The organism is Psychrobacter sp. 16-MNA-CIBAN-0192, from assembly GCF_040309565.1.
Taxonomy (GTDB): domain Bacteria; phylum Pseudomonadota; class Gammaproteobacteria; order Pseudomonadales; family Moraxellaceae; genus Psychrobacter.
Genome location: NZ_JBEOOX010000004.1, coordinates 203,976 through 226,887, shown reverse-complemented (window position 1 = coordinate 226,887; position 22,912 = coordinate 203,976). Strand labels below are relative to the sequence as shown.

Sequence of the window (22,912 nt, the reverse complement as noted above, 5' to 3'; positions counted from 1 at the left end):
GGTGTGATGGATGATGATATTATTGCAATGGGTATGGGAGAGAAGCGTGGCGGTACATTGTTGTACCATGCCCGCACACTATAAACATACGTAATAAAAAGCATAGTAGCTGTCTAGCCACTATGCTTTTTAGGTATTCATAAGACGTTAATAAGTTAACTCGTGAGGTCTAATTTACTGAATTTATTCAGCGACGTCAAGACCCTTTGCTTGTGCATGCAAATCTTGTAGCTTATAGACCTCAAACGGCAGCTCGATAGCATAAGATTTACAGACGGCATCTGCTGCGCCTAAGGTGGTGACATAAAACACTTTACCTTGCAGCGCGCTACGGCGGATAGAGAATGAATCCTCTTGCGCTTGCTTGCCTTCAGTCGTGTTAATAATCATATCGATTTTGCCATTTTTTAGCGCATCAACGATATGCGGACGACCTTCGGTGACTTTATTGATTTGCTTACAGTCAATGCCGTTGGCAGCCAATACTTTTTGCGTACCCGTAGTTGCGACAATGTTAAAGCCGTAGTCGATAAGCTGGCGGGCAATAGGGGCAACTTGTTCTTTGTCGCTATCACGGACAGAGATAAAGACCGTTTTAGTTTCGCCTTCAGTTGGCAAGCCTGGCAGACGCTCATTACTACCGATAACGGCTTTGTAGAATGCTTCGCCAAAAGTTTTGCCCACGCCCATGACTTCGCCGGTTGATTTCATTTCAGGGCTCAAGATTGGGTCAACGCCTGGGAATTTAGCAAATGGAAAGACGGCTTCTTTGACCGCAAAGAAAGAAGGTACGATTTCTTTGGTAAAACCTTGGTCTTTTAGTGACGTGCCAGCCATACAGCGAGCAGCTACTTTAGCTAATGAGGTGCCAATACATTTAGAAACAAACGGTACGGTACGCGCCGCACGTGGATTCACTTCTAAGATATAAACGGTTTCGCCTTTTACCGCAAACTGCACGTTCATTAAGCCTACAACACCAAGCTCTTTTGCCATGGCAACGGTTTGTGCGCGCATCACATCACATAATTCTTCTGATAATGAATATGGTGGTAATGAACACGCTGAGTCACCTGAGTGGACGCCTGCTTGTTCGATATGCTGCATAATACCGCCAATCACCACATCAGTACCGTCGCAGATACAATCGACATCCACTTCAATGGCATCGTCTAAGAAGCGATCAAGCAATACTGGTGCTTCGTTAGAGGCTTGTACAGCAGTGCGTAGGTAATGTCTTAGCTCGTCTTCGTTGTAGACGATTTCCATCGCCCGACCGCCAAGCACGTATGATGGGCGTACGACCAATGGATAGCCCACGTCTTTTGCTTTCACCAAGCCGTCTTCTAAGCTAGTTGCTAAGGCATTGGTTGGTTGCACAAGATTTAACTGCTGAATCATATGCTGGAAGCGTTCACGGTCTTCTGCGCGGTCAATCGCATCAGGGCTCGTACCAATGATTTTTACGCCAGCTGCTTCAAGGGCACGTGCCAATTTCAATGGGGTTTGACCACCAAATTGGACGATAACGCCATCAGGCTGCTCAATACGGACGATTTCTAACACGTCCTCTAACGTGATTGGCTCAAAATACAAGCGGTCCGAGATGTCATAATCGGTTGAAACCGTTTCAGGGTTACAGTTGATCATAATGGTCTCGTAGCCATCTTCACGCATGGCAAGTGCCGCGTGTACACAGCAATAGTCAAACTCGATACCTTGACCGATACGGTTTGGACCACTACCGATAACCATGATTTTTTTGTTATCAGTCGGTTTGGCTTCACATTCGCTATCATAAGTTGAGTACATATAAGCGGTGCTGGTTTCAAATTCAGCTGCACAAGTATCAACGCGCTTATAAACTGGATGTACACCTAAATCCCAACGTTTAGCACGCAATTGCTTTTGTGAAATACCAAGTAATTTAGCCAAACGTAAGTCAGATAAACCTTTACGCTTAAATCGACGTAAGTTGTTCTCAGTTAAACCGCCAAAGCCTAATGCTTTAACCGTCGCTTCTGTCTTAACGATATCTTCAATTTGTACCAAGAACCATGGGTCGATTTTGGTGAGATTAAACACTTCATCAACACTCATGCCAATACGGAAAGCATCAGCTACGTAGTAAATGCGCTCAGGCGTTGGGATGGTTAAACGGTTGGTGATTTCGCTGCGGGCTTTATCAGCAGAAACTTGGGTTAAGTCAATTTGCTCATCAAAACCGTCGGAGCCTGTTTCCATGCCACGTAAGGCTTTTTGCATGGATTCTTGGAAGTTACGACCAATTGCCATCACTTCACCAACGGATTTCATTTGCGTTGATAAGACATTATCCGCTTGTGGGAATTTTTCAAAATTAAAGCGTGGAATTTTAGTCACAACATAATCAAGCGCTGGCTCAAAGCTGGCAGGTGTTTTGCCACCAGTGATATCGTTTTGCAATTCATCTAACGTATAGCCAATTGCAAGTTTTGCCGCGATTTTAGCAATCGGGAAGCCAGTCGCTTTTGATGCCAATGCTGATGAGCGTGAGACGCGTGGGTTCATCTCAATGACGACCATGCGACCCGTTTCAGGATTGATACCAAACTGTACGTTTGAGCCGCCTGTTTCCACGCCAATCTCACGCAATACGGCGATGGAGGCGTTACGCATGATTTGATATTCTTTGTCCGTCAACGTTTGCGCTGGTGCAACGGTAATCGAGTCACCCGTATGTACGCCCATTGGGTCAAAGTTTTCAATGGCGCAAATGATGATACAGTTGTCGTTTTTGTCACGAACCACTTCCATCTCGTATTCTTTCCAACCAATCAATGACTCGTCAATAAGCAATTGATGGTTTGGCGATAAGTCAAAACCGCGCTCGCAAATCTCGATAAATTCATCACGGTTATATGCGATACCGCCACCTGAACCGCCCATGGTAAATGACGGACGAATGATACATGGATAGCCCATTTTTTCTTGGGTAACAAACGCTTCTTCCATGGTTTCAGCGGTTTCGGCACGTGGACATTCAAGCCCAATACGCTTCATGGCTTTATCAAATAGATTGCGGTCTTCTGCCATCTCGATTGACTCTTTGGTCGCGCCAATCAATTCGCAATTATATTTGGTTAATACGCCATGCTTGTCCAATTCTAACGCACAGTTCAATGCGGTCTGTCCGCCCATCGTTGGCAAGATGGCATCAGGACGTTCTTTAGCAATGATTTGCTCAACGGTCTGCCACGTAATTGGCTCAATATAAGTTGCATCCGCCATGGCAGGGTCAGTCATGATAGTCGCAGGGTTTGAGTTGACCAAGATGACGCGGTAGCCTTCTTCTTTTAGTGCTTTACAGGCTTGTGCGCCTGAATAGTCAAACTCGCACGCTTGACCGATGACGATAGGACCTGCGCCAATGATGAGAATACTTTTTATGTCGGTACGTTTTGGCATAATTAGGGCTACCTTCGTTTAAGTGATATTTTAATAGAGGGGTATATACTAGTTTTATATGATATAGCTTGAACCACTGTTAATGATCCAAGCATTTTTTTGTTATTATCTATTGATTGCGACTGGCTTAAGCCTGAGCTGTTTTAGCATCTGCCATCATGGTGATAAATTTATCAAACAACGGCGCGCAGTCATGCGGACCTGGGCTGGCTTCTGGGTGACCTTGAAAGCTAAATACAGGCTTATTGGTCAGCTCGATACCTTGGTTAGTACCATCGAATAATGAGCGATGGGTCGACTTAACATTGGCAGGAAGCGTATCTTCATCAACGGCAAAACCATGATTCTGGCTGGTAATCATCACAATACCAGACTCTAAATCTTGTACTGGATGGTTTGCGCCATGATGACCGGTTTTCATCTTAATCGTATTTGCGCCGCTGGCAAGACCAATCAGCTGATGCCCTAAGCAAATACCAAAGGTTGGAATGTCGGTTTCTTCAATGATATGACGCACGCTATCAATGGCGTAATCACAAGCTGCTGGGTCGCCAGGACCATTCGATAAGAAGATACCGTCTGGATTCATCGCTAGCACATCTGCAATTGGTGTTTGCGCAGGGACTACCGTCACATGACAGCCACGGTCAACGAGCATACGCAGGATATTGGTTTTGCTACCAAAATCATAAGCAACAACGTTATATTTTGAATCAATATGCGTGCCTAACTGTTTAAAAAAGCCGCCTGTACCGCTGTCATGATTGCCTGCTATGTCACGATTTAATAGCGTATCTGATAACTCCCACGTACCTGCTGTCCATTCAAAACCTTCAGGGTGGCAGCATTCTTTTGCCAAATCCATACCTGCGATACCAACAAATTCTTGCGCCAGTTTAATCGCTTGTTGCTCATCTTCAGCACTGATAGTCTCGCCGTTTGATGCGGTCATGATGCAACCGTTTTGCGCGCCTTTATCACGTAATAAACGCGTTAATTGGCGGGTATCAATCTCAGCGATAGCAACGGTATCATTGCGCTTTAGATAATCGGTCAACGACTCAGAGTTACGAAAGTTCGAGGTGACCATCGTTGAGTCACGGATGATAAGACCATCTGCCCACACTTGATGATCATTACCCGATTCGGCATCTTCACTATTAGTACCAGTATTGCCGATATGCGGATAAGTAAGCGTCACTAGCTGACGCGCGTAGCTTGGGTCAGTCAGGATTTCTTGATACCCTGTCATGGCTGTATTAAATACCACCTCACCGACACGATGACCTGTGCTACCGATACTGACACCGCGAAAAATCGTACCGTCTGCTAGTGCCAAAATTGCTTGTACTTCTGCCGATGAATTCAAGGGTTGCCTCCGCTGTTATGTAGTAAGTGCCATTATTATTCATGAACTAAAGCTGCCTGTCACCGTGATTAATGGACTAATTTTTGCTAAAATTACGTCTAGAAAAAGGGCTAAAGGCAAATTTTTTCCACAAAAAAGCGAGGAGACATTATAGATGAGAACTACAAAATTCACAGGGTAGTGAATGGGTAAGTCGCATCATGTCCGCTCGCTTAGGCACAGATTTTGCGCATTATATACAATAATGGTGCAGATAGCCAGCCGATTCTTTTATCATAGTAAAGAATATGGGGGCAAAGGTACTCATTGCAAGGAGGTAACGCTTTGGAAATACGTTTATACAGGTATCCGAGTCTATATCAATAATCAAATTTTAAGCGTCCGTTATTTTAAGTTTGAGTTAAAAATTATAATGAACCGATAGTCCATAATAGTCAGGGGCTAAATCAGTGGCGATATGCAGCTGATCGCTATAGCTTTTGGTTAAATACAGACTACTGGCAATGCCCAATGCCGCGCCCGCAAGCACGTCAGTAACATCATGCTCATCAGCATTCACGCGGCTATACGCCACAAATCCTGCACCAATATATGCCGGAATACTATACTCTAAGCCATAACGTTTATGAATAAAGCTGGCACCTTGAAAAGCAACAGAGGCATGACGCGACGGAAAGGCATTATCATCGCTACCATTGGGACGTTCTTTATGAATGGTGGACTTTAGAAGTTGCGTGGCTGCCATATTGGACGCAAAACCATAATAAAACTGCTGCCGACCTTCTTTGTCATCCATATAAAAGGTACTGCCATAAGCAATGGCAGGGATGGCGACGGCAATGATATCTCCAGCAGTTTCGGTACGGCTATTATTATCAGCATGGCTGGGTACTGCCACCATTAAACTGGTAGATAACAAGATTAACGATGCATATCCGTTGCCGTTCATAGTTTTATTCCTTAAGATGGTTATATTCGCGCTAGTGTACTATAACGGCTGTATTATTTTGCATAACCACTCACATTTATAAAGCGTTATTATAAATAAATCAGAGTGCGCTTTCATACGTTAGTTATACGGTACTTATGCGCGTTAGGTTTTATCCGTAAAAATTTAAGTCGCGCGTATCAGAGCGTTGCCGCTGCCAGTCGTTTTGCTAACCGTTTCGCCAATACTAAGGATGAACCATGATTTATAGCTATTTAGATAAGACGCCTGAGTTTGCCAGTCCGTTTAACGGCTGGGTGGCGGATTCTGCACAAGTGATTGGTAATGTGTATTTGGGTCATCAAGCCAGCGTTTGGTTTGGGGCAGTGATTCGCGGTGATATTGAGCGTATTCATATTGGTGACTATAGTAATGTCCAAGAAAATAGCGTGATTCATACTGATGAAGGCATTGCTGTCACCATCGGCAATCATGTTACTATCGGTCATTTAGCGATGTTGCACGGCTGTGAGATTGGCGATAATAGCTTGATAGGTATTGGCGCGGTGGTACTCAATAATGCCAAAATCGGTAAAAATTGTATTATTGGTGCTAAAGCACTAGTCACCGAAGGCAAAGTCATTCCTGATAATTCATTGGTCATGGGCGCGCCTGCCAAAGTGGTTAAAACGTTAACCGATGAGCAAGCTCAGATGATTACCGCCTCTGCCGTGCATTATGCTATTCATTGCCAAACCTTTAAAAATGGTCTACAACCGATTACCCAACCCGATTAAAAAAGCAATTAACAGACAATAAGAGTAAAGATGAGGCGAAGCGGATTTGCTGCTGCGCTAAGTTTTTATATTAATTCCCTTCATGTGAATTACACTTATTTTTATAACTATGGTAAGCGTTAAGTGTAATTTAAACTCCTTCTAACTTCCTTTACAACGTCCCGAGAATAATGATATGACTTCTGATATAAACAATAATATAACCAACATTGAAAATACACGCACCTTAGCGCTGTTTGATTTAGACCATACGTTACTTGATGTTGATAGCGACTATTTGTGGGGCGAATACATTGTCAATAATGGCTTGGTTGATGAGGCGCAGTATCGCACTGCTAACCAAGCGTTTTATGAGCAATATATTGAAGGTACGCTTGATGCAACGGAATATAATGAATTTGTCGCCCAGTTTTTGACCACCTTGCCGATTGAGCGTCTGCACGATATACGAGAAGATTATATTAAAGGTGAGATTGAACCGCACATTCGCCCAAAAGCGATGGAAGTATTATGTCAGCATGTCGAAGCAGGTCACGATGTGGTGATTATCTCCGCGACCAATGACTTTGTGGTGTCTGCGATTGCTAAACGCTTTGGTATTGAAGATGGAAATGTTTTATCTACGCCGCTTGAGATAAAAGACGAACGTTATACCGGCAAATTAACCGATAAGCCAAACTTTAAAGAAGGTAAAATTTATCATTTGGATAAATGGTTAAATAAGCAGCAATTGGCAGGCTTACACTATGCCAAAACCTATGCTTATTCTGACTCCAAAAATGATATTCCATTGCTTGAATGGGCGGATGTGGCTATCTGCGTGTCACCGGACGATGCGCTACATGCCCATGCCTTAGCACATCACTGGGCAGTAGAAGATTGGTCGATTTAACCATGTTGAGCGTTGAATAAGTTGGTTCAAAAAGTGTGTCAATAAAATAACTTAATAAAATGTTGGCATGAATCAATCGTACATTTTGCGCCAATCTCCTTTAAAATAGCGCCACAGTTATCTTTCAAGAATAATCGTTTAAAACACAGGAATAGTTATGGAAATCAACCCGTATCAAGAACGTATTAAAGACTTATCTGAGCGTGGGCAGGACTTGCGGAGGTATCTTTGACTTCGATGGCAAGCAAGAGCGCTTAGAAGAAGTCAATTTAGAGTTAGAGAATCCCGAGCTGTGGAATGATCCCGAACGCGCGACCAAAATTAATAAAGAAAAAAGCCTGTTAGATGGTGTGATTGATGTGGTGGTGTCGCTAGAGACTATATTGGAAGATGCGTCCACCATGCTGGAGCTTGCGGTAGAAGAGGATGATGAGTCGTTACTTGCTGACGTTCAGGCTGAATTAGATGAAGCAGAAGCTCGCGTTGCCGATTTAGAATTTCGCCGTATGTTTAGCGGCGAGATGGATCCGAATAATTGTTATTTAGATATTCAGTCGGGTAGTGGTGGTACTGAGGCGCAAGATTGGGCTGAGATGCTATTGCGGATGTACACCCGCTGGGCAGAAGCACATGGCTTTAAGGTTGAGGTAATTGAGACCTCATCAGGTAGCGTTGCGGGTATCAAGTCAGCAACGATTGAGATTAAAGGCGACTATGCTTTTGGTTGGCTGCGGACTGAAATTGGTGTGCATCGCTTAGTACGTAAATCACCCTTTGATAGTAATAATGGTCGTCATACCTCATTTGCTGCCGTCTTTGTTTCGCCTGAGATTGATGATAATATCGAAATTGATATCAATCCGGCAGATTTGCGCATTGATACTTATCGCTCATCGGGCGCGGGTGGTCAGCACGTGAATACCACCGATTCAGCGGTACGTATCACTCATGAGCCAAGTGGCGTCGTCGTTACCTGTCAAAATGAACGAAGCCAGCATGGCAATAAAGCCACCGCAATGAAGATGCTGCGAGCTAAGCTTTACGAGCTTGAGATGCAAAAACGTATGGAGAGCCAGCAAGCGGTTGAAGACGGTAAGTCTGATGTCGGTTGGGGCAGTCAGATTCGCTCATATGTACTTGATGACTCGCGTATTAAAGATTTACGTACTGGTGTTGAGACCTTTAATACGGGTGCAGTGCTCGATGGTGATTTGGATCAGTTTATCGAAGCCAGTCTAAAAGCTGGTTTATAAAACGATACTTAGCAAAACAAGACTGAGCTTTTAATAGCCGTATTTTTAATAACAGTGCTTTTAATATAAACGATAATAATTTAAGGAAAAATGATGCCAAGCGTGAATAATTATTTTGATAATAAAGTGACTTCTATTGCCTTTCAAACGGCAATCAAACCTGCAACGGTTGGCGTAATGGAGATTGGTGACTATGAATTTGGTACGAGTGAGTTTGAAACGATGACCGTTGTAAGCGGTGCATTAACGGTTAAGCTGCCAGAAAGTAGTGACTGGCAAACTTTTAACGCTGGCGAGCAATTTACTATTGAAGCCAACCAAAAATTTGGCGTTAAAGTTGCGGTAGAAACCGCATATTTATGCACTTATGGTAAATAGATATTAATAAGTCAGCCTAATAGTACAAATCAACGCCAAGTATTAAATGCTTGGCGTTTTTTTATGGTGATTGTTTATATAGTTACTGTTTTTATTGTCGATTGTCGTTACTGTTTTTTTACACAGCTTTACACATTGTCTGCGCCAAAGGCACAGCAACTATCGCGGTATTTATTTATGCTAAAGCATACTAAGGGTGTTCTATTAGCTTCCTAATAATGCTCTGATAATTTTAAGCCAAGGCGAGTGTTTATGACTGATAAAACAACAATCACGGAAGACTTACGGCATGATTATGAGCAATTAGCCAAGCGTGCCAATCTGCGCTATGTTAGTGATGATGAGGCAGGCTTTACGCGCAGGCGACATGGGCGCGGCTTTAGTTACCGCGATAGCGCTGGCAAGACGGTAACTTGCAAAAAGCTACGCGAACGCTTTGATGGATTGATCATCCCGCCAATGTGGTCAGAGGTATGGATATGTCAGGATGATAAAGGTCATTTGCAAGCGACAGGACGCGATGACAAAGCCCGTAAGCAATATTTATATCATCCAGAATGGAACCGTGTCCGTGACCAAGCCAAGTTTGATGCCATGATAGGCTTTGCAACCGCGCTACCAAAATTGCGCGCTCAAGTTGAGCAAGATTTGGACGCGCCGCCACTATCACGCGCCAATGTCTTGGCTGCTGTGGTCAAGTTGCTTGAGACCACGTTAATTCGTATTGGCAATAGTCGCTATGCTAAGCTCAATAAAAGCTATGGACTTAGTACACTGCGCAGTAAGCATGTGAGTGAAACTAAAAATGGCTTAGCGTTTGATTTTGTCGGTAAAAGCGCTAAAACCCATCATATTGAGCTACAAGATGAGCGCCTGATTGATATTGTACAAGCGTGTTCAGAGCTGCCCGGTTATCAGGTTTTTAAATATATTGATGAAAACGGTGATAAGCAAGTTGTCGATAGTGCCGATATTAACACCTATTTACGTGAGCATACTTGTGGCAGTAGTGCTGACAATCTCTATAGCGCTAAAGATTTTCGTACGTGGATGGCAAGTGTGCTTGCTGCTAGTTATTTATATGATAATTTGCAATCTTCAGCAGGTGCAGATATTTTAGATAGTGCACTTGATAGTAAAATACGGCAAAATTTAATTAGTGCTATGGTTAGTAATGTTGCAGACGAATTGGGCAATACGCCTACAGTTTGCCGCGCCTCTTACATTCATCCGCTCATTATCGAGCAGTTTTTGGCAGGGCAATTCTTTGAGAACTATAAACAAGCGCGTCGCGGGCGTACGAAACAGTATCAAAGCTGTGATGAAAAAGCTTTGCTTGGATTTTTAAGTGCTTCACATTAGCAATTTTAAGTCATTTACATGAACACTAACGGTCTAGTAAGGTTGCAATTTATGTCATTTTTTCGTCAGAATTTTAAAAAACATGCCATTGGTTTAAGCATGATTACGGGCTTAGGAGTAAGTGTCGCCGTCAGTGCTGGTAATGCAGTCAATGCAACATCGATAACTCAAAATAAGGCGACAACCGCCATGAAAATAACGGCTGATATGCCCATTATTGATAAAGTATACGTCGATAAATCTGCGCGTCGCTTGCAATTATTAAGCGGTAATCAGGTGATTAAATCATACAATGTGGCATTGGGTGGCAATCCAGTCGGTCATAAGCAGCGTCAAGGTGACAAGCGGACGCCAATTGGCAGCTATACTTTGGACTATAAAAATGAAAAATCTAAATTTTACCGCTCAATCCACGTAAGCTATCCAAATGCTACAGACAAGGCACGTGCGAAAGCGTTGGGCGTGAATGCTGGTGGTGATATTATGATTCATGGACAGACAAATGGCATGAGCGCATCGGCACTAGCGACGCAAAAATCTGACTGGACGGAAGGCTGCATTGCGGTAACTAATGACGAGATGGATGAGATTATGGCAGCGGTAAAGGTGGGTACACCGATTGAGATTGTCGAATAATTAAGCGTTTTAATACTTATAGTTCTCATACTTATGCTAGTTATTATTTTCTGTTGAAATACTTTTTTTAATCGCTTATTTATGATTCATGTCATTGTGCTAGGAGAGCCTTTCTTATAAATAAGAGCCTCACTGTTTAGTATTGCTACTTATAATAATAAGCATATTGTTATGCAGTGTATTGTTGTGACTCGTAATAATCCGACGCAAACGAGTTGAAATTTTACCTCGTTTGCCACATATAAATGCTAGATTATGGTAAGCGCTATTTCACAAAGACTGAATAAAAGCGCGACCATATATAACTATCAATAAGACAACTGTGCATACTAATTATAAAAGGACACTATTATGAGATTCGAAAAATTCACTCAAAAGCTGCAAACTGCCATTCAAGAGGCGCAAAGTCTGGCATTGGGTCGTGATCATACCGGTATTGATCCGGTGCATTTGCTTGCTGCTTTATTACAAGATGAGTCCAATTTGTCGATTTGTCAGCAAGCGGGCGCGTCTATTCCCGCCCTGAAAAATGGCGTGGCAAAAGCTTTGGAAAATCAAGCCGTGATTAGCGAACCAACGGGTGACGTTAATCTTAATCCAAATTCGGTTAAAGTGCTGAATCTTGCTGACCGCCAAGCACAAAAAGCTGGCGATGACTTTATTGCTACTGAATGGGTATTGTTAACTTTAGCTGAGCAAGGTGAAACCAAAAAAATATTTGAGACCGCAGGCGTGACTGCCGCGAAATTAAAAGACGTTATCGAGCAGCTGCGTGGGAGCGATACTGTAAATGATCAAAATGCAGAAGATCAGCGCGATGCGCTTAATAAATATACCATTAATCTGACAGAACAAGCAGAACTCGGCAAGCTTGATCCCGTCATTGGACGTGATGAAGAAATTCGCCGTACCATTCAAGTATTGTCGCGCCGTACCAAAAACAATCCCGTATTGATTGGTGAGCCCGGTGTTGGTAAAACTGCCATTGTTGAAGGCTTAGCACAAAAAATTATTAATGGCGATGTGCCAGAGGGTCTACGCCGTAAAGAAGTGCTGTCGTTAGATTTGGGTGCGTTGATTGCCGGTGCAAAATTCCGTGGTGAGTTTGAAGAGCGCCTCAAAGCAGTACTGAGCGACTTATCAAAGCAAGAAGGCAACGTCATCTTATTTATTGATGAGCTGCATACGTTGGTCGGTGCCGGTAAAGCTGACGGCGCGATGGATGCCGGTAATATGCTCAAACCTGCCCTTGCTCGTGGGGAATTACATTGTGTTGGCGCAACAACGTTAGATGAATACCGCAAATATATTGAAAAAGATGCCGCACTTGAGCGTCGCTTTCAAAAAGTATTGGTCGATGAGCCAACGGTTGAAGATACCATTGCGATTTTGCGTGGTCTGAAAGAGCGCTACGAGTTGCACCATGGCGTTGATATTCAAGACAGCGCCATTATTGCCGCTGCGCGTATGAGTCATCGCTATATCACTGATCGTAAATTGCCCGATAAAGCAATTGACCTCATTGATGAAGCCGCCAGTCGTTTGCGTATGGAGATGGACAGTAAGCCTGAATCATTGGGTAAATTAGATAGCCGTCTTATTCAACTTAAAATGCAGCGCGAAGTGCTCAAAAACGAAGAAGATGCTGGCGCGCAAGCTGAGCGTAAATCTTTAAATGATCAAATTGAAGAGTTAGAAAAAGAATACGCGGATCTTAATGAGATTTGGCAAGCTGAAAAAGCACTGGTTAAAGGCAGTCAACAGCTTAAAGACGAGCTAGATAAAGCGCGTACGGCTTATGACAAAGCCAGCCGTGAAGGCGATTATGAAGCCATGTCAAAGCTACAGTATGAGACGATTCCTCAGCTTGAGCGCCGTATCACTGAATCTGATTTAGCAGAGCAAAAAGAGCAAACGGACGCGCCAAATATTAAGCTATTGCGTAATAAAGTCACTGATAATGAGATTGCTGAAGTCGTTAGCGCCGCCACTGGTATTCCGGTTAATAAAATGATGCAAGGTGAGCGCGATAAGCTGATAGCAATGGAAGACAAACTCCATGAGCGCGTTATCGGTCAAGATGAAGCAGTCGAGGCTGTTGCCAATGCGGTACGCCGTAGTCGCGCAGGCTTGTCTGATCCTAACCGTCCTTCTGGCTCATTCTTATTCTTAGGACCGACAGGCGTTGGTAAAACTGAGCTGACCAAATCACTTGCTAACTTCTTATTTGATAGTGAGGATGCGCTAGTGCGTATCGACATGAGTGAGTATATGGAAAAACACAGCGTCAGCCGCTTGGTTGGTGCGCCTCCCGGTTATGTGGGTTATGAAGAGGGCGGTGCATTAACTGAAGCCGTTCGCCGTAAGCCTTACAGTGTTGTCTTATTTGATGAGGTTGAAAAAGCGCATCCGGATGTGTTCAATATTCTATTGCAAGTACTGGATGATGGACGTTTAACCGATTCGCAAGGTCGCGTCGTGGATTTTAAAAACACCGTGATTATCATGACCAGTAACTTAGGTTCGCATAAAATTCAAGAGATGGTTGGCGAAAGCTATGAGGATATTAAAGCAGAAGTCATGGAGTCAGTAGGCGAGCATTTCCGTCCTGAATTCGTGAACCGTATTGATGAAATCGTCGTTTTCCATGCGCTCGGTCAAGCTCAAATGGCGGGTATTGCTGATATTCAAATGGAGCGTTTACGTCGTCGTTTGCAAGACCGTGAGCTTGATATGACCTTATCCGATGCGGCGATGAACCAGTTGGTTGAAGTAGGCTATGATCCTGTTTATGGTGCGCGTCCTCTGAAACGTGCGATTCAGCAAGAGATTGAAAATCCATTGTCGTTAAAATTGCTGGCCGGTGATTTTGTGGCGGGTGATATTATCAAGGTCGATGTTGGCGCTGATAATAAGCTAACCTTTGATAAGCTTAGAATGAGCTAACTGCACTGATTTTAAGAGTGCTGAATTTCGCATTTATTATAGTGAAATCAATCCCTTATCTGTAAACGCAGGTAAGGGATTTTTGTTTTATGCACTACTATTCTTTTACCGTTTAAATTTTTTACTATGGTATAACTGACTGAAGCTTTAATAATATGACGACCTAATGAATGGAGAAAACAAGATGATTTTAAGCCGTTCGGAACATATCATCCCCTCTTTGACCTTGCTTATCATAGCTGCAATATTGCTTAGCACCTCATCTTGTTCCAATCAGTCGGCGGTAAACACCTACGAAGACCTTAAAGAATATAAAGAAGCGAAAATTTCTGCTACTGATACGCAAGCAAGTCCTACTAAACCAACCTTTACCACTCAGGCAATTGCTACCTTTAATGAGCCTTGGGCAATGACTGCACTCCCTAATAATGGGCATGAGTCACCCATATTACTGGTCACCCAAAAGACAGGTAAATTATTTATCATTGATACGGCAACAGGCGCTAAGACAGCCGTAACTGGCGTGCCCAAAGTGGCATACGGTGGACAGGGCGGTCTTGGCGATATTATTCTTGCACCTGACTTTGCTACCTCTCAGCACATATATCTGAGCTATGTAGAGGCAGGTAATGGTGCTGATAGCAATAAATTTGGCGCTAAAGTTATTAAAACCAAGCTAGCAGGATTAAATAGCAATGCTCCAAGCTTGCAAACCATCACGCCAATTTGGCAGCAAACTCCAAAAGTTGACGGGCAAGGGCATTATAGCCATCGCTTGCTATTTTCTCCTGATGGAAAATATTTATATATTAGCTCAGGCGAGCGACAACAAAAAACCCCAGCGCAAGACATGAGTGTTAATTTGGGTAAAATTATTAGATTAAATCCCGATGGTTCTATACCGGCAGACAATCCATTTGTGGAAAATCTCAATACTAATTCTAATAGCAATACTAATAGCAATACTAACGCTATTGCCGCTCAGTTTTGGAGTATTGGGCATCGTAACGTATTAGGAATGATTTTTGATAATAATGGACGATTGTGGGCGCATGAAATGGGACCACGAGGTGGTGATGAGCTTAATTTGATTAAAAAGGGCAAAAATTACGGCTGGCCTCTGGTATCCAATGGTCGAAATTATTCTGGTGTTAATATTCCTGACCATGACACGCGTCCTGATTTGGAAGCACCCAAAATCACATGGACACCTGTGATATCACCGTCCTCAATCAGTATATACACAGCCGGACGTCATAATGATTTTCCAGCATGGCAGGGCAATGCGCTTATTAGTGGTTTGTCATCGAAAGCCCTGATTGTCGTTGATTTTGATAACAACAGTGAGGCATCTGAGCGTTATCGCTATGATATGGATCAGCGTATACGCAGTATATTAAACGTCGATGGTGAGGTTTGGATGCTAGAAGATGGTAATGAGGCTAGATTGCTAAGATTACTACCTATTACATGACCTGATTTCTAATTTGTATTGGACTTAGTAATGACTTTGTTTTTTATACTAGATAGATGTTATTTAAGGCCGTATTTCACCATATTATTAAAAATAATTAGCATCTTTTGCCCAAATTATAAATGAAATAAACTTCCACATCACGCATTTTAATAAATAATAAACTCAACTTAGTTTCAATTTTATTTCAGAATTATTCAGATAGTATGGTTATGAACCCATTGTTTTTAAGACGTTTTATTTTGTAAAAATTTGATAGTTTGCGGTCAGTTTGTTAAGGTAATACTCCTAAAATTATGAGAGCACCGCATGAATGAAGTAAAAGTAGGTCGGCTAGGACCTTTTCCACGAGTGTGTAAACCGGTGTTTATTACCTCGATGCTGTTGATTTTTGGCTTCATTATTTTTGGGGCATTTTTTACTGAAACGGCAGGTGCGCTATTTGGTTTCTTACAGGAGTTCATCACCCATAAGTTTGGCTGGTTGTTTATTATTTTAGTTAATACGGCATTGGTGCTGTGTATTTATTTGGCTATGAGCCGCTATGGCGATATTCGCTTAGGCGCGCAAACGGAAACGCCAGAATACAGTTTGTTTTCTTGGATTGGGATGTTGTTTTCAGCGGGTATCGGTATTGGGCTATTATATTGGGGCACCGCTGAGCCGTTACAGCATTTTATGGCACCGCCGCTCGGCACGCCTGAGAGTGTGGAATCTGCCAAACAAGCCATGAATCTCTCGTTTTTACATTGGGGTTTGCACGCGTGGGGGCTTTATACCATTGTGGCGCTGGCTTTGGCTTATTTTCACTTTCGTCGCGGCTTACCACTTTCTATTCGTTCGACCTTGTATCCTATATTGGGTCAAAAAATCTATGGTCCTTGGGGTCATACCGTAGACATTTTAGCCGTATTTGGCACGATGTTTGGGGTGGTCACATCGTTAGGTCTTGGGGTGATGCAGATTAACTCAGGCTTGACCAGCTTGTTTGGTATTCCCAATAATATAACCGTGCAGTTTATTTTAATCGCTTTTATTACAGCCATAGCATCTTTATCCGTCATGATGGGTCTTGATAAGGGGGTAAAGCGTTTAAGCGAGCTAAATATTGGTCTGACTATTGTTCTACTGGTCTTTATGGTTGCTTTAGGACCTACCTTATTTATTTTTGACAGTTATATCGAGAATATTGGTAATTATGTGACGTCGCTGGTCTCGTTAGGGACATGGGGTGAGTCTTATAGCGGTACAGATTGGCAAGGTGCTTGGACGATATTTTATTGGGCATGGTGGGTCAGCTGGTCGCCATTTGTGGGTGTGTTTATCGCGCGAATCAGTCGTGGGCGTACCATTAGGGAATTTACCCTTGGCGTACTGCTGATTCCGATGATGATTTTGTTTTTCTGGTTCACAACGTTTGGCGGAGTGGCCATTCATATGGAGCTTGGAGGCAATTTCGGTCTGATTGCCGCGGTTCAGGCAGATTATGGCAGCGCTATTTATAAATTTATTGAGTATTATCCCTTTGTGCAACCAGTTACTTTATTGATTGTGGTGATGATTATCCTGTGGTTTGTAACGTCATCAGATTCTGCCAGCTTAGTGGTTGACATGCTTACTGCAGGCGGCGATACCAATCCACCTAAGATTCAGCGCTTATTTTGGGCAACTTCAGAGGGTTTGATTGCTGCGATTTTACTGGCAGCAGGGGGGCTATCTGCTCTGCAAGCTGCGGCTATTGTTGCAGGCTTGCCGTTTGCTTTGGTTATCTTTGTGATGATGTATGCTTTACTGCGTGGTCTGAGTCGCGATCGGTTGATTCTATACCGTGCTCAGCAACACTTTATCACTGAAGAGTCAGCTGACCATAATTCTGCTAATGAGTTTGTTGATGAGCATTTATTGAAAGGTCCGCCAAAGATTATTAAGGGTGATTAATAATGCAGAGTAATGGCAGATAATTATTGTTACTAAGTATCTTATTAAACAAAGCAATTGTCTAATAACTGTTGAATCGCTGTCAGTTGTATTTGCTATTATAAAACTCTAAGGTAAATTTTTATCTTGGAGTTTTTCTTTTTCAAGCTTCTAGAATGCCTACTTAGATTTGATAGTTGCTCCATATCTTGTTAAGGTAGGCACCCAAAAAAATTGAGATTATGAATGGATCATGTCAAAGTTGGCCGATTAGGCCCTTTTCCGCGTGTTAGTAAACCAGTGTTTTTATCCTCGGCAATTTTAATTGTCGCGTTTATTATTTTTGGCGCTTTCTTTAACGAACTGGCCAATCAAGTATTTGGTCAGGCAAAGGAATTTATTTCTGTACGCTTTGGCTGGTTCTTTATTGTGGTGGTCAATTTAGCCTTAGTCATGTGTATCTATTTGATATTCAGTCGCTATGGTGATATCAGGTTAGGACACCAAACTGAGGCACCAGAGTATAATCTGGTCTCTTGGGTTGGGATGCTGTTTTCAGCGGGAATCGGTATTGGACTGCTCTACTGGGGCACTGCTGAGCCGTTACAGCATTTTATGGCGCCGCCCCTAGGCGAGCCTGAAACCGTTGCTGCGGCGAAGCAAGCCATGAACATATCCTTTTTGCATTATGGTCTACATGTGTGGGCAGTCTATGGCATTGTGGCGTTATCGCTGGCGTATTTTCACTATCGCCGCGGTTTGCCTCTGGCAATTCGCTCGACGTTATATCCGCTGATAGGTAAAAAAATATATGGTCCATGGGGTCATACGGTCGATACGTTAGCGGTATTTGGCACCATGTTCGGGGTAGTAACTACGTTAGGTCTTGGTGTATTACAGATTAATGCAGGTCTTGATACTTTATTTGGTATTCCAAATAACATTACAGTACAGATTATATTGATAGCCTTCATCACTGTATTGGCTGGACTATCACTGTTAATGGGGCTGGATAAAGGCATTAAGCGCCTGAGCGATATCAATATTTTCTTGACCATTGTATTGCTTAGCTTTGTGATTATCTTAGGACCCACTCAGTTTATTTTTAATAGCTTTATTGAAAATATCGGTAATTATCTGCATCAAGTGATTCCTTTAGGTTTGTGGACGGAGTCGTACGCAGGCGAAGATAAGTGGCAGTCGTCATGGACAATCTTCTATTGGGCGTGGTGGATCAGCTGGTCACCATTCGTTGGCGTGTTTATCGCTCGTATCTCGCGTGGTCGTACGATTCGTGAGTTTATACTAGGGGTATTATTAATCCCAATTACCATATTGTTCTTATGGTTTACCGCGTTTGGTGGTTCAGCCGTACATATGGAACTACTGGCAGCAGCAGATCCTAGTATTGTAAGTCCGGGTCTGATTGATGCGGTTAAGGTTGATTATGGCAGTGCTATTTTTAGGCTTATGGAGTTGTATCCATTTGCTCAGCCGATGACCATGCTGATTATTGTGATGATTGTACTATGGTTTGTGACCTCATCAGACTCTGCCAGCTTTGTGATTGATATGCTCACATCTGGTGGTGATGCCAATCCGCCAAAGATACAGCGTTTATTTTGGGCAGGTACTGAGGGTGTGATTGCTGCGGTATTATTGGCAGCTGGTGGGCTTGGCGCGTTGCAAGCCGCCTCGATTGTCTCAGGCTTTCCCTTTGCTATTGTCATCGTGGTGATGCTCTATTCACTACTGCGTGGTTTAAGTCGGGATCGCTTGATTTTATATCGCAATCAGCAATGGTTTACCACGGAAGAATCCGCAGAGCATAATTCGGCTAATGAATTTGTTGATGAACATCTGCTCAAAGGACCACCGAAGATAAATGAGCCTACTGAATAAGTAAGATAGATATAGTAATAAAAAACCCAGTCTAGTTATAGGCTGGGTTTTTTTGATGTAAAGTAATATTTTTTATGAATAATATAAATCAACTTTAACTCATAAAAAGTACTTACTGACATTCGCCTTTGACGTAGCCAACTGCTAAAGCTGAGCCACAAGCGGAACAAGCGTTACCCGCCGTGCGATAGCTAATAGTTGAGCCGTTTTTAACGGTCACGCAGACAGGGTCATATTGTGCCGTACATATATTTTGTTCAGGATTATAAGGGGGGCATTTTGAAAAAACACGATTGTCAGAGGCTTGCGGGTGCGCGGGTGTTTGAATGGGCGTCGTATCTGGTGCATCGATGTTCGGCATATTAGTACAGCCGGTCAATGCCATCGTCATTGAAAGTGCTGCTAACGAGCAGTAAGACCGCCATGATGTCAGAAAATGATTTGTAAACATAATAACTCCTTATTGATTCAAGTTATAACGTTCTATTAGTAGAGATGCTTAACTCTAATCATAGCGCATTTTAAAAATAACAGCATATGATAAAAGTAACCTTGTTGTGTGCTCGCTCAAAAGAGTCAGCTTAAATAAAAATAGCCCATCTACCTTTTATTTAAAGGTGAATGGGCTATTGAAGGCGGTTAACCGCTAACCAGCCTTACATCATATGTTTTAATAGTATTAACAATTAAGACGGCTTATTAATATTGATATATTTATCAAAATTTTGCGCATAGTCTGTCAGGTTATCACTTAACATTTGACGGTATTGTTTGACATAAAATTCGACAATATCGTCTTTTTCTTTGGCAAAATCATCACCCTTTACAAAGCCAATTGAGGCAACTGAGGCACTGTAACGCGCTGCTGCATACAATAATGAGGCGCCCACTTGTCCAGAATGAGCATTATCACCTAGCTGACTGTTTGCCAAACCGATAATCGCATCGGCACGTTGGTAAAATCCTTGCATTTCAGGGGTAATCTCAAGCCCTGATTCAGCATGAGTTTCAGATTGCTCATTGAGAGGTAAAGTATTTTCTTCAGACATAAGCTACTCCTAATAGTTGTGGATGAATAAGCCTGTAATGTAACCATTGCTGCGTGGTGTGTTCTCACTTTAAAAATAACGATAAAATGAGCACACTTTCATGCATTATAACCCAGCGTCAGCTCTCAAAATGTCTGCTTTATCCGTTTTTTCCCACGTAAAGGCAGTGTCCGATCCAGTACGACCAAAGTGCCCAAAGCTTGAGGTGCGCTGATACATAGGTTGAAGCAGGTTCAACATACGAGTGATGCCGTAAGGGCGCAAGTCAAAGTGTTTGCGAATCAGACGAATGATTTCTTCATGGCTGATCTTACTAGTGCCAAAGGTATTGATTGAGATAGACGTCGGTTCAGCAACGCCAATAGCGTAACTGATTTGAACTTCACAGCGATCGGCGATACCAGCAGCTACCAAGTTCTTAGCAACATAACGCACTGCATAGGCAGCACTACGGTCGACTTTAGAGGGGTCTTTACCACTAAAGGCACCGCCACCGTGACGCGCCATACCGCCATAAGTGTCCACGATAATTTTACGACCGGTCAAGCCTGCATCACCAACGGGACCGCCAATAACAAACTTGCCCGTTGGATTAATATGGTAGCGTGTGCCAGCATGCAACAATTCGGCAGGCAAGACATGCTTGATGATAGATTCCATCACCGCTTCTTGCAAATCTGCTTGTGAGATGCTTGGGTCATGCTGGGTAGAAAGCACGACTGCATCAATAGCAGACGGACGGTTATTTTCATATTGCAAGGTAACCTGAGCTTTGGCATCAGGGCGCAACCATGGCAAATCACCTGCGCGGCGCAGCTCTGACTGGCGCTGCATCAAACGATGCGCGTATTCAATAGGCGCTGGCATCAACACTTCTGTCTCATTGCTGGCATAGCCAAACATTAAGCCTTGGTCGCCAGCACCTTGCTCTTCAGGGTCGCTGCGGTCAACGCCTTGGGCAATCTCAGGCGACTGTTTACCCAGCATATTGATAACCGCACAAGTTTCGCCATCAAAGCCTAAATCTGAATGATGATAACCAATGCCATTCACCGTATCACGGACAATACGTTCAAAGTCGATATTAGCCGTGGTGGTAATCTCGCCTGCCAATACCACAGCACCGGTCTTAACCAACGTTTCACACGCCACACGGGCATTGATGTCTTCACGTAAGATGGCATCAAGGATAGCATCAGATATTTGGTCAGCCATCTTATCAGGATGACCTTCGCTCACAGATTCTGAAGTAAATAAACTGTATTCACGCATAGTGGGATCGCTTAATGGAATCAATAATAATAAGAAAAAGCATAGCGCCGGTGCGCTGCTCTAGATAATAAGTGCCTTGCATCAACGTGCTTGGCTAATAAACTTCTAAAAAGGGTGTAACAATAATACGAATGAGAAATTATTGTGAGTATAAACGCGACAAAACATAATGGTCAAGACAGGCATTCATTAAGATGGCTCATATAACCGTATTACAGACTGTAGTTACAGCTATTTATGATTACCGCTCTAAAAATAGCAACAATTGTCAGTATCTTGTGTCAATCGGTATCTTCTGGTTATCTGCACACGATTATCATGAGGTAAGCCATCTGAATTTTTATATTTAATCTGAGACAGATAGACCTTGAAAAGTAGCGTTATTCTACCCTGAAATATGCTAAAACTCTAGTAAGCAGCGTTTGCCGTAGTACCAGTAATACTCATGACAGCGTTTATAAAAAATAAACGACTGCAATAATTTCAGATAAGCATTCAATTTTTAGTTGCTTATTTAACTGAATAAACCATTAGAAGGATTTGGCAAGCACAATATATTAAAGCTCAATAAAGGCAGCTTTATCTTTAAACATACATTCATCATAAACAGGACAGGCACCACATTTAGGCGTACGCGCTTGGCAAGTATAACGCCCGTGTAAAATCAGATAATGATGAGCGTCAATGATAAAGTCATCTGGAATCCGCTCGATTAGTTTTTGCTCGACGATTAACACGTTTTTGCCTGTCGCCAGCCCTGTACGGTTGCCCACCCGAAAGATATGGGTATCAACTGCCATCGTTGGCTGCCCAAAAGCGGTATTTAAAACCACATTGGCGGTCTTGCGCCCAACGCCCGCAAGCGATTCTAAGTCTTTACGGTTATCAGGCACGGTGCTATCAAACTTGTCAATCAAGTCGCGGCAAGTTTTAATCACATTTTTAGCTTTGGCGTTGTATAAGCCGATATTCTTAATATAAGATTTTAAACCGTCTTCGCCTAATGCCAAAATGGACTCAGGCGTATTGGCAATCGGATATAACTGATTAGTAGCAATATTAACGCTGATATCGGTTGCTTGCGCGGATAAAATAACTGCGATTAACAGCTCAAAATTGCTCTTATAATTCAGCTCGGTTACCGGCTCATCAATGGTTGCCGCCAGTTTTTCAAAAAACGGGCGTACATCACGATTGGGCATGCGCCGTGAGGGTGGAGTATCGGCAGTTTTATGTTTGACGGTTTTACTCATGGTATTTTGACTGTCATTATTTAGGATTACGTTAAAG

17 protein-coding genes are annotated in these 22,912 nt (G+C 42.8%); 10 read left to right on the top strand and 7 right to left on the bottom strand.

What is annotated here, in order from left to right:
- Window positions 1–183: 183 nt before the first annotated feature.
- The 3 genes from carB to AAEY78_RS05500 all read right to left on the bottom strand — a co-directional run bounded on the left by carB (window position 184) and on the right by AAEY78_RS05500 (window position 5,765).
- A complete protein-coding gene (carB, locus tag AAEY78_RS05510) occupies window positions 184–3,447 on the bottom strand; it encodes a carbamoyl-phosphate synthase large subunit (RefSeq protein ID WP_352337986.1) in 3,264 nt (1,087 codons plus the stop codon).
- Between the two features lie 127 nt (window positions 3,448–3,574).
- Window positions 3,575–4,816: a glutamine-hydrolyzing carbamoyl-phosphate synthase small subunit gene (gene carA, locus AAEY78_RS05505; RefSeq protein ID WP_352337985.1), complete on the bottom strand. Its 1,242-nt coding sequence runs from the start codon at window positions 4,814–4,816 to the stop codon at window positions 3,575–3,577.
- A 400-nt stretch (window positions 4,817–5,216) separates the two neighbouring features.
- A complete protein-coding gene (locus AAEY78_RS05500) occupies window positions 5,217–5,765 on the bottom strand; it encodes a phosphatase PAP2 family protein (protein WP_352337983.1) in 549 nt (182 codons plus the stop codon).
- A gap of 239 nt (window positions 5,766–6,004) precedes the next feature.
- Here AAEY78_RS05500 and AAEY78_RS05495 point away from each other — a divergent pair, with 239 nt between their 5' ends.
- From AAEY78_RS05495 to AAEY78_RS05450, 10 genes are all read left to right on the top strand, one after another.
- Window positions 6,005–6,541 carry a gamma carbonic anhydrase family protein gene (locus tag AAEY78_RS05495; protein WP_352337981.1) on the top strand — a complete coding sequence of 179 codons (537 nt, stop codon included), beginning with the start codon at window positions 6,005–6,007 and terminating at the stop codon, window positions 6,539–6,541.
- Window positions 6,542–6,716: 175 nt separating this feature from the next.
- Window positions 6,717–7,433, top strand: coding sequence for an HAD family hydrolase (locus AAEY78_RS05490; RefSeq protein WP_352337980.1), 717 nt, complete (start codon window positions 6,717–6,719; stop codon window positions 7,431–7,433).
- A 157-nt stretch (window positions 7,434–7,590) separates the two neighbouring features.
- Window positions 7,591–8,686, top strand: a protein-coding gene (gene prfB, locus AAEY78_RS05485) for a peptide chain release factor 2 (protein ID WP_352337979.1) whose coding sequence is annotated in 2 segments (ribosomal slippage) — window positions 7,591–7,662 and window positions 7,664–8,686 — 1,095 coding nt in all. Because the reading frame shifts where the segments join, the coding sequence is not laid out codon by codon here.
- Window positions 8,687–8,779: 93 nt separating this feature from the next.
- Window positions 8,780–9,064: a pyrimidine/purine nucleoside phosphorylase gene (ppnP, locus tag AAEY78_RS05480; RefSeq protein WP_352337978.1), complete on the top strand. Its 285-nt coding sequence runs from the start codon at window positions 8,780–8,782 to the stop codon at window positions 9,062–9,064.
- A 252-nt stretch (window positions 9,065–9,316) separates the two neighbouring features.
- A complete protein-coding gene (locus AAEY78_RS05475; protein WP_352337976.1) occupies window positions 9,317–10,426 on the top strand; it encodes a DNA topoisomerase IB in 1,110 nt (369 codons plus the stop codon).
- Window positions 10,427–10,477: 51 nt separating this feature from the next.
- A complete protein-coding gene (locus tag AAEY78_RS05470) occupies window positions 10,478–11,062 on the top strand; it encodes a L,D-transpeptidase family protein (protein WP_352337974.1) in 585 nt (194 codons plus the stop codon).
- Between the two features lie 351 nt (window positions 11,063–11,413).
- Window positions 11,414–14,008: an ATP-dependent chaperone ClpB gene (gene clpB, locus AAEY78_RS05465; protein WP_352337973.1), complete on the top strand. Its 2,595-nt coding sequence runs from the start codon at window positions 11,414–11,416 to the stop codon at window positions 14,006–14,008.
- Between the two features lie 184 nt (window positions 14,009–14,192).
- Complete coding sequence (locus AAEY78_RS05460) at window positions 14,193–15,482, top strand: PQQ-dependent sugar dehydrogenase (protein WP_352337971.1); 1,290 nt, start codon at window positions 14,193–14,195, stop codon at window positions 15,480–15,482.
- A 309-nt stretch (window positions 15,483–15,791) separates the two neighbouring features.
- Complete coding sequence (locus tag AAEY78_RS05455) at window positions 15,792–17,420, top strand: BCCT family transporter (protein ID WP_352337969.1); 1,629 nt, start codon at window positions 15,792–15,794, stop codon at window positions 17,418–17,420.
- 225 nt (window positions 17,421–17,645) lie between these two features.
- The gene (locus tag AAEY78_RS05450) at window positions 17,646–19,301 is read left to right on the top strand and encodes a BCCT family transporter (protein ID WP_352337967.1); all 1,656 of its coding nucleotides are present in this window, start codon (window positions 17,646–17,648) and stop codon (window positions 19,299–19,301) included.
- Window positions 19,302–19,413: 112 nt separating this feature from the next.
- On the opposite strand, the gene AAEY78_RS05445 is transcribed toward AAEY78_RS05450, so the two are convergent.
- From AAEY78_RS05445 to nth, 4 genes are all read right to left on the bottom strand, one after another.
- The gene (locus AAEY78_RS05445) at window positions 19,414–19,752 is read right to left on the bottom strand and encodes a hypothetical protein (protein ID WP_352337966.1); all 339 of its coding nucleotides are present in this window, start codon (window positions 19,750–19,752) and stop codon (window positions 19,414–19,416) included.
- A gap of 235 nt (window positions 19,753–19,987) precedes the next feature.
- Window positions 19,988–20,272: a DUF3144 domain-containing protein gene (locus AAEY78_RS05440; protein WP_352338056.1), complete on the bottom strand. Its 285-nt coding sequence runs from the start codon at window positions 20,270–20,272 to the stop codon at window positions 19,988–19,990.
- 183 nt (window positions 20,273–20,455) lie between these two features.
- Complete coding sequence (gene metK, locus AAEY78_RS05435; protein ID WP_352337964.1) at window positions 20,456–21,622, bottom strand: methionine adenosyltransferase; 1,167 nt, start codon at window positions 21,620–21,622, stop codon at window positions 20,456–20,458.
- A gap of 557 nt (window positions 21,623–22,179) precedes the next feature.
- Window positions 22,180–22,824, bottom strand: a complete 645-nt coding sequence (gene nth / locus AAEY78_RS05430) for an endonuclease III (RefSeq protein WP_502943677.1) — start codon at window positions 22,822–22,824, stop codon at window positions 22,180–22,182.
- Window positions 22,825–22,912: the final 88 nt, after the last annotated feature.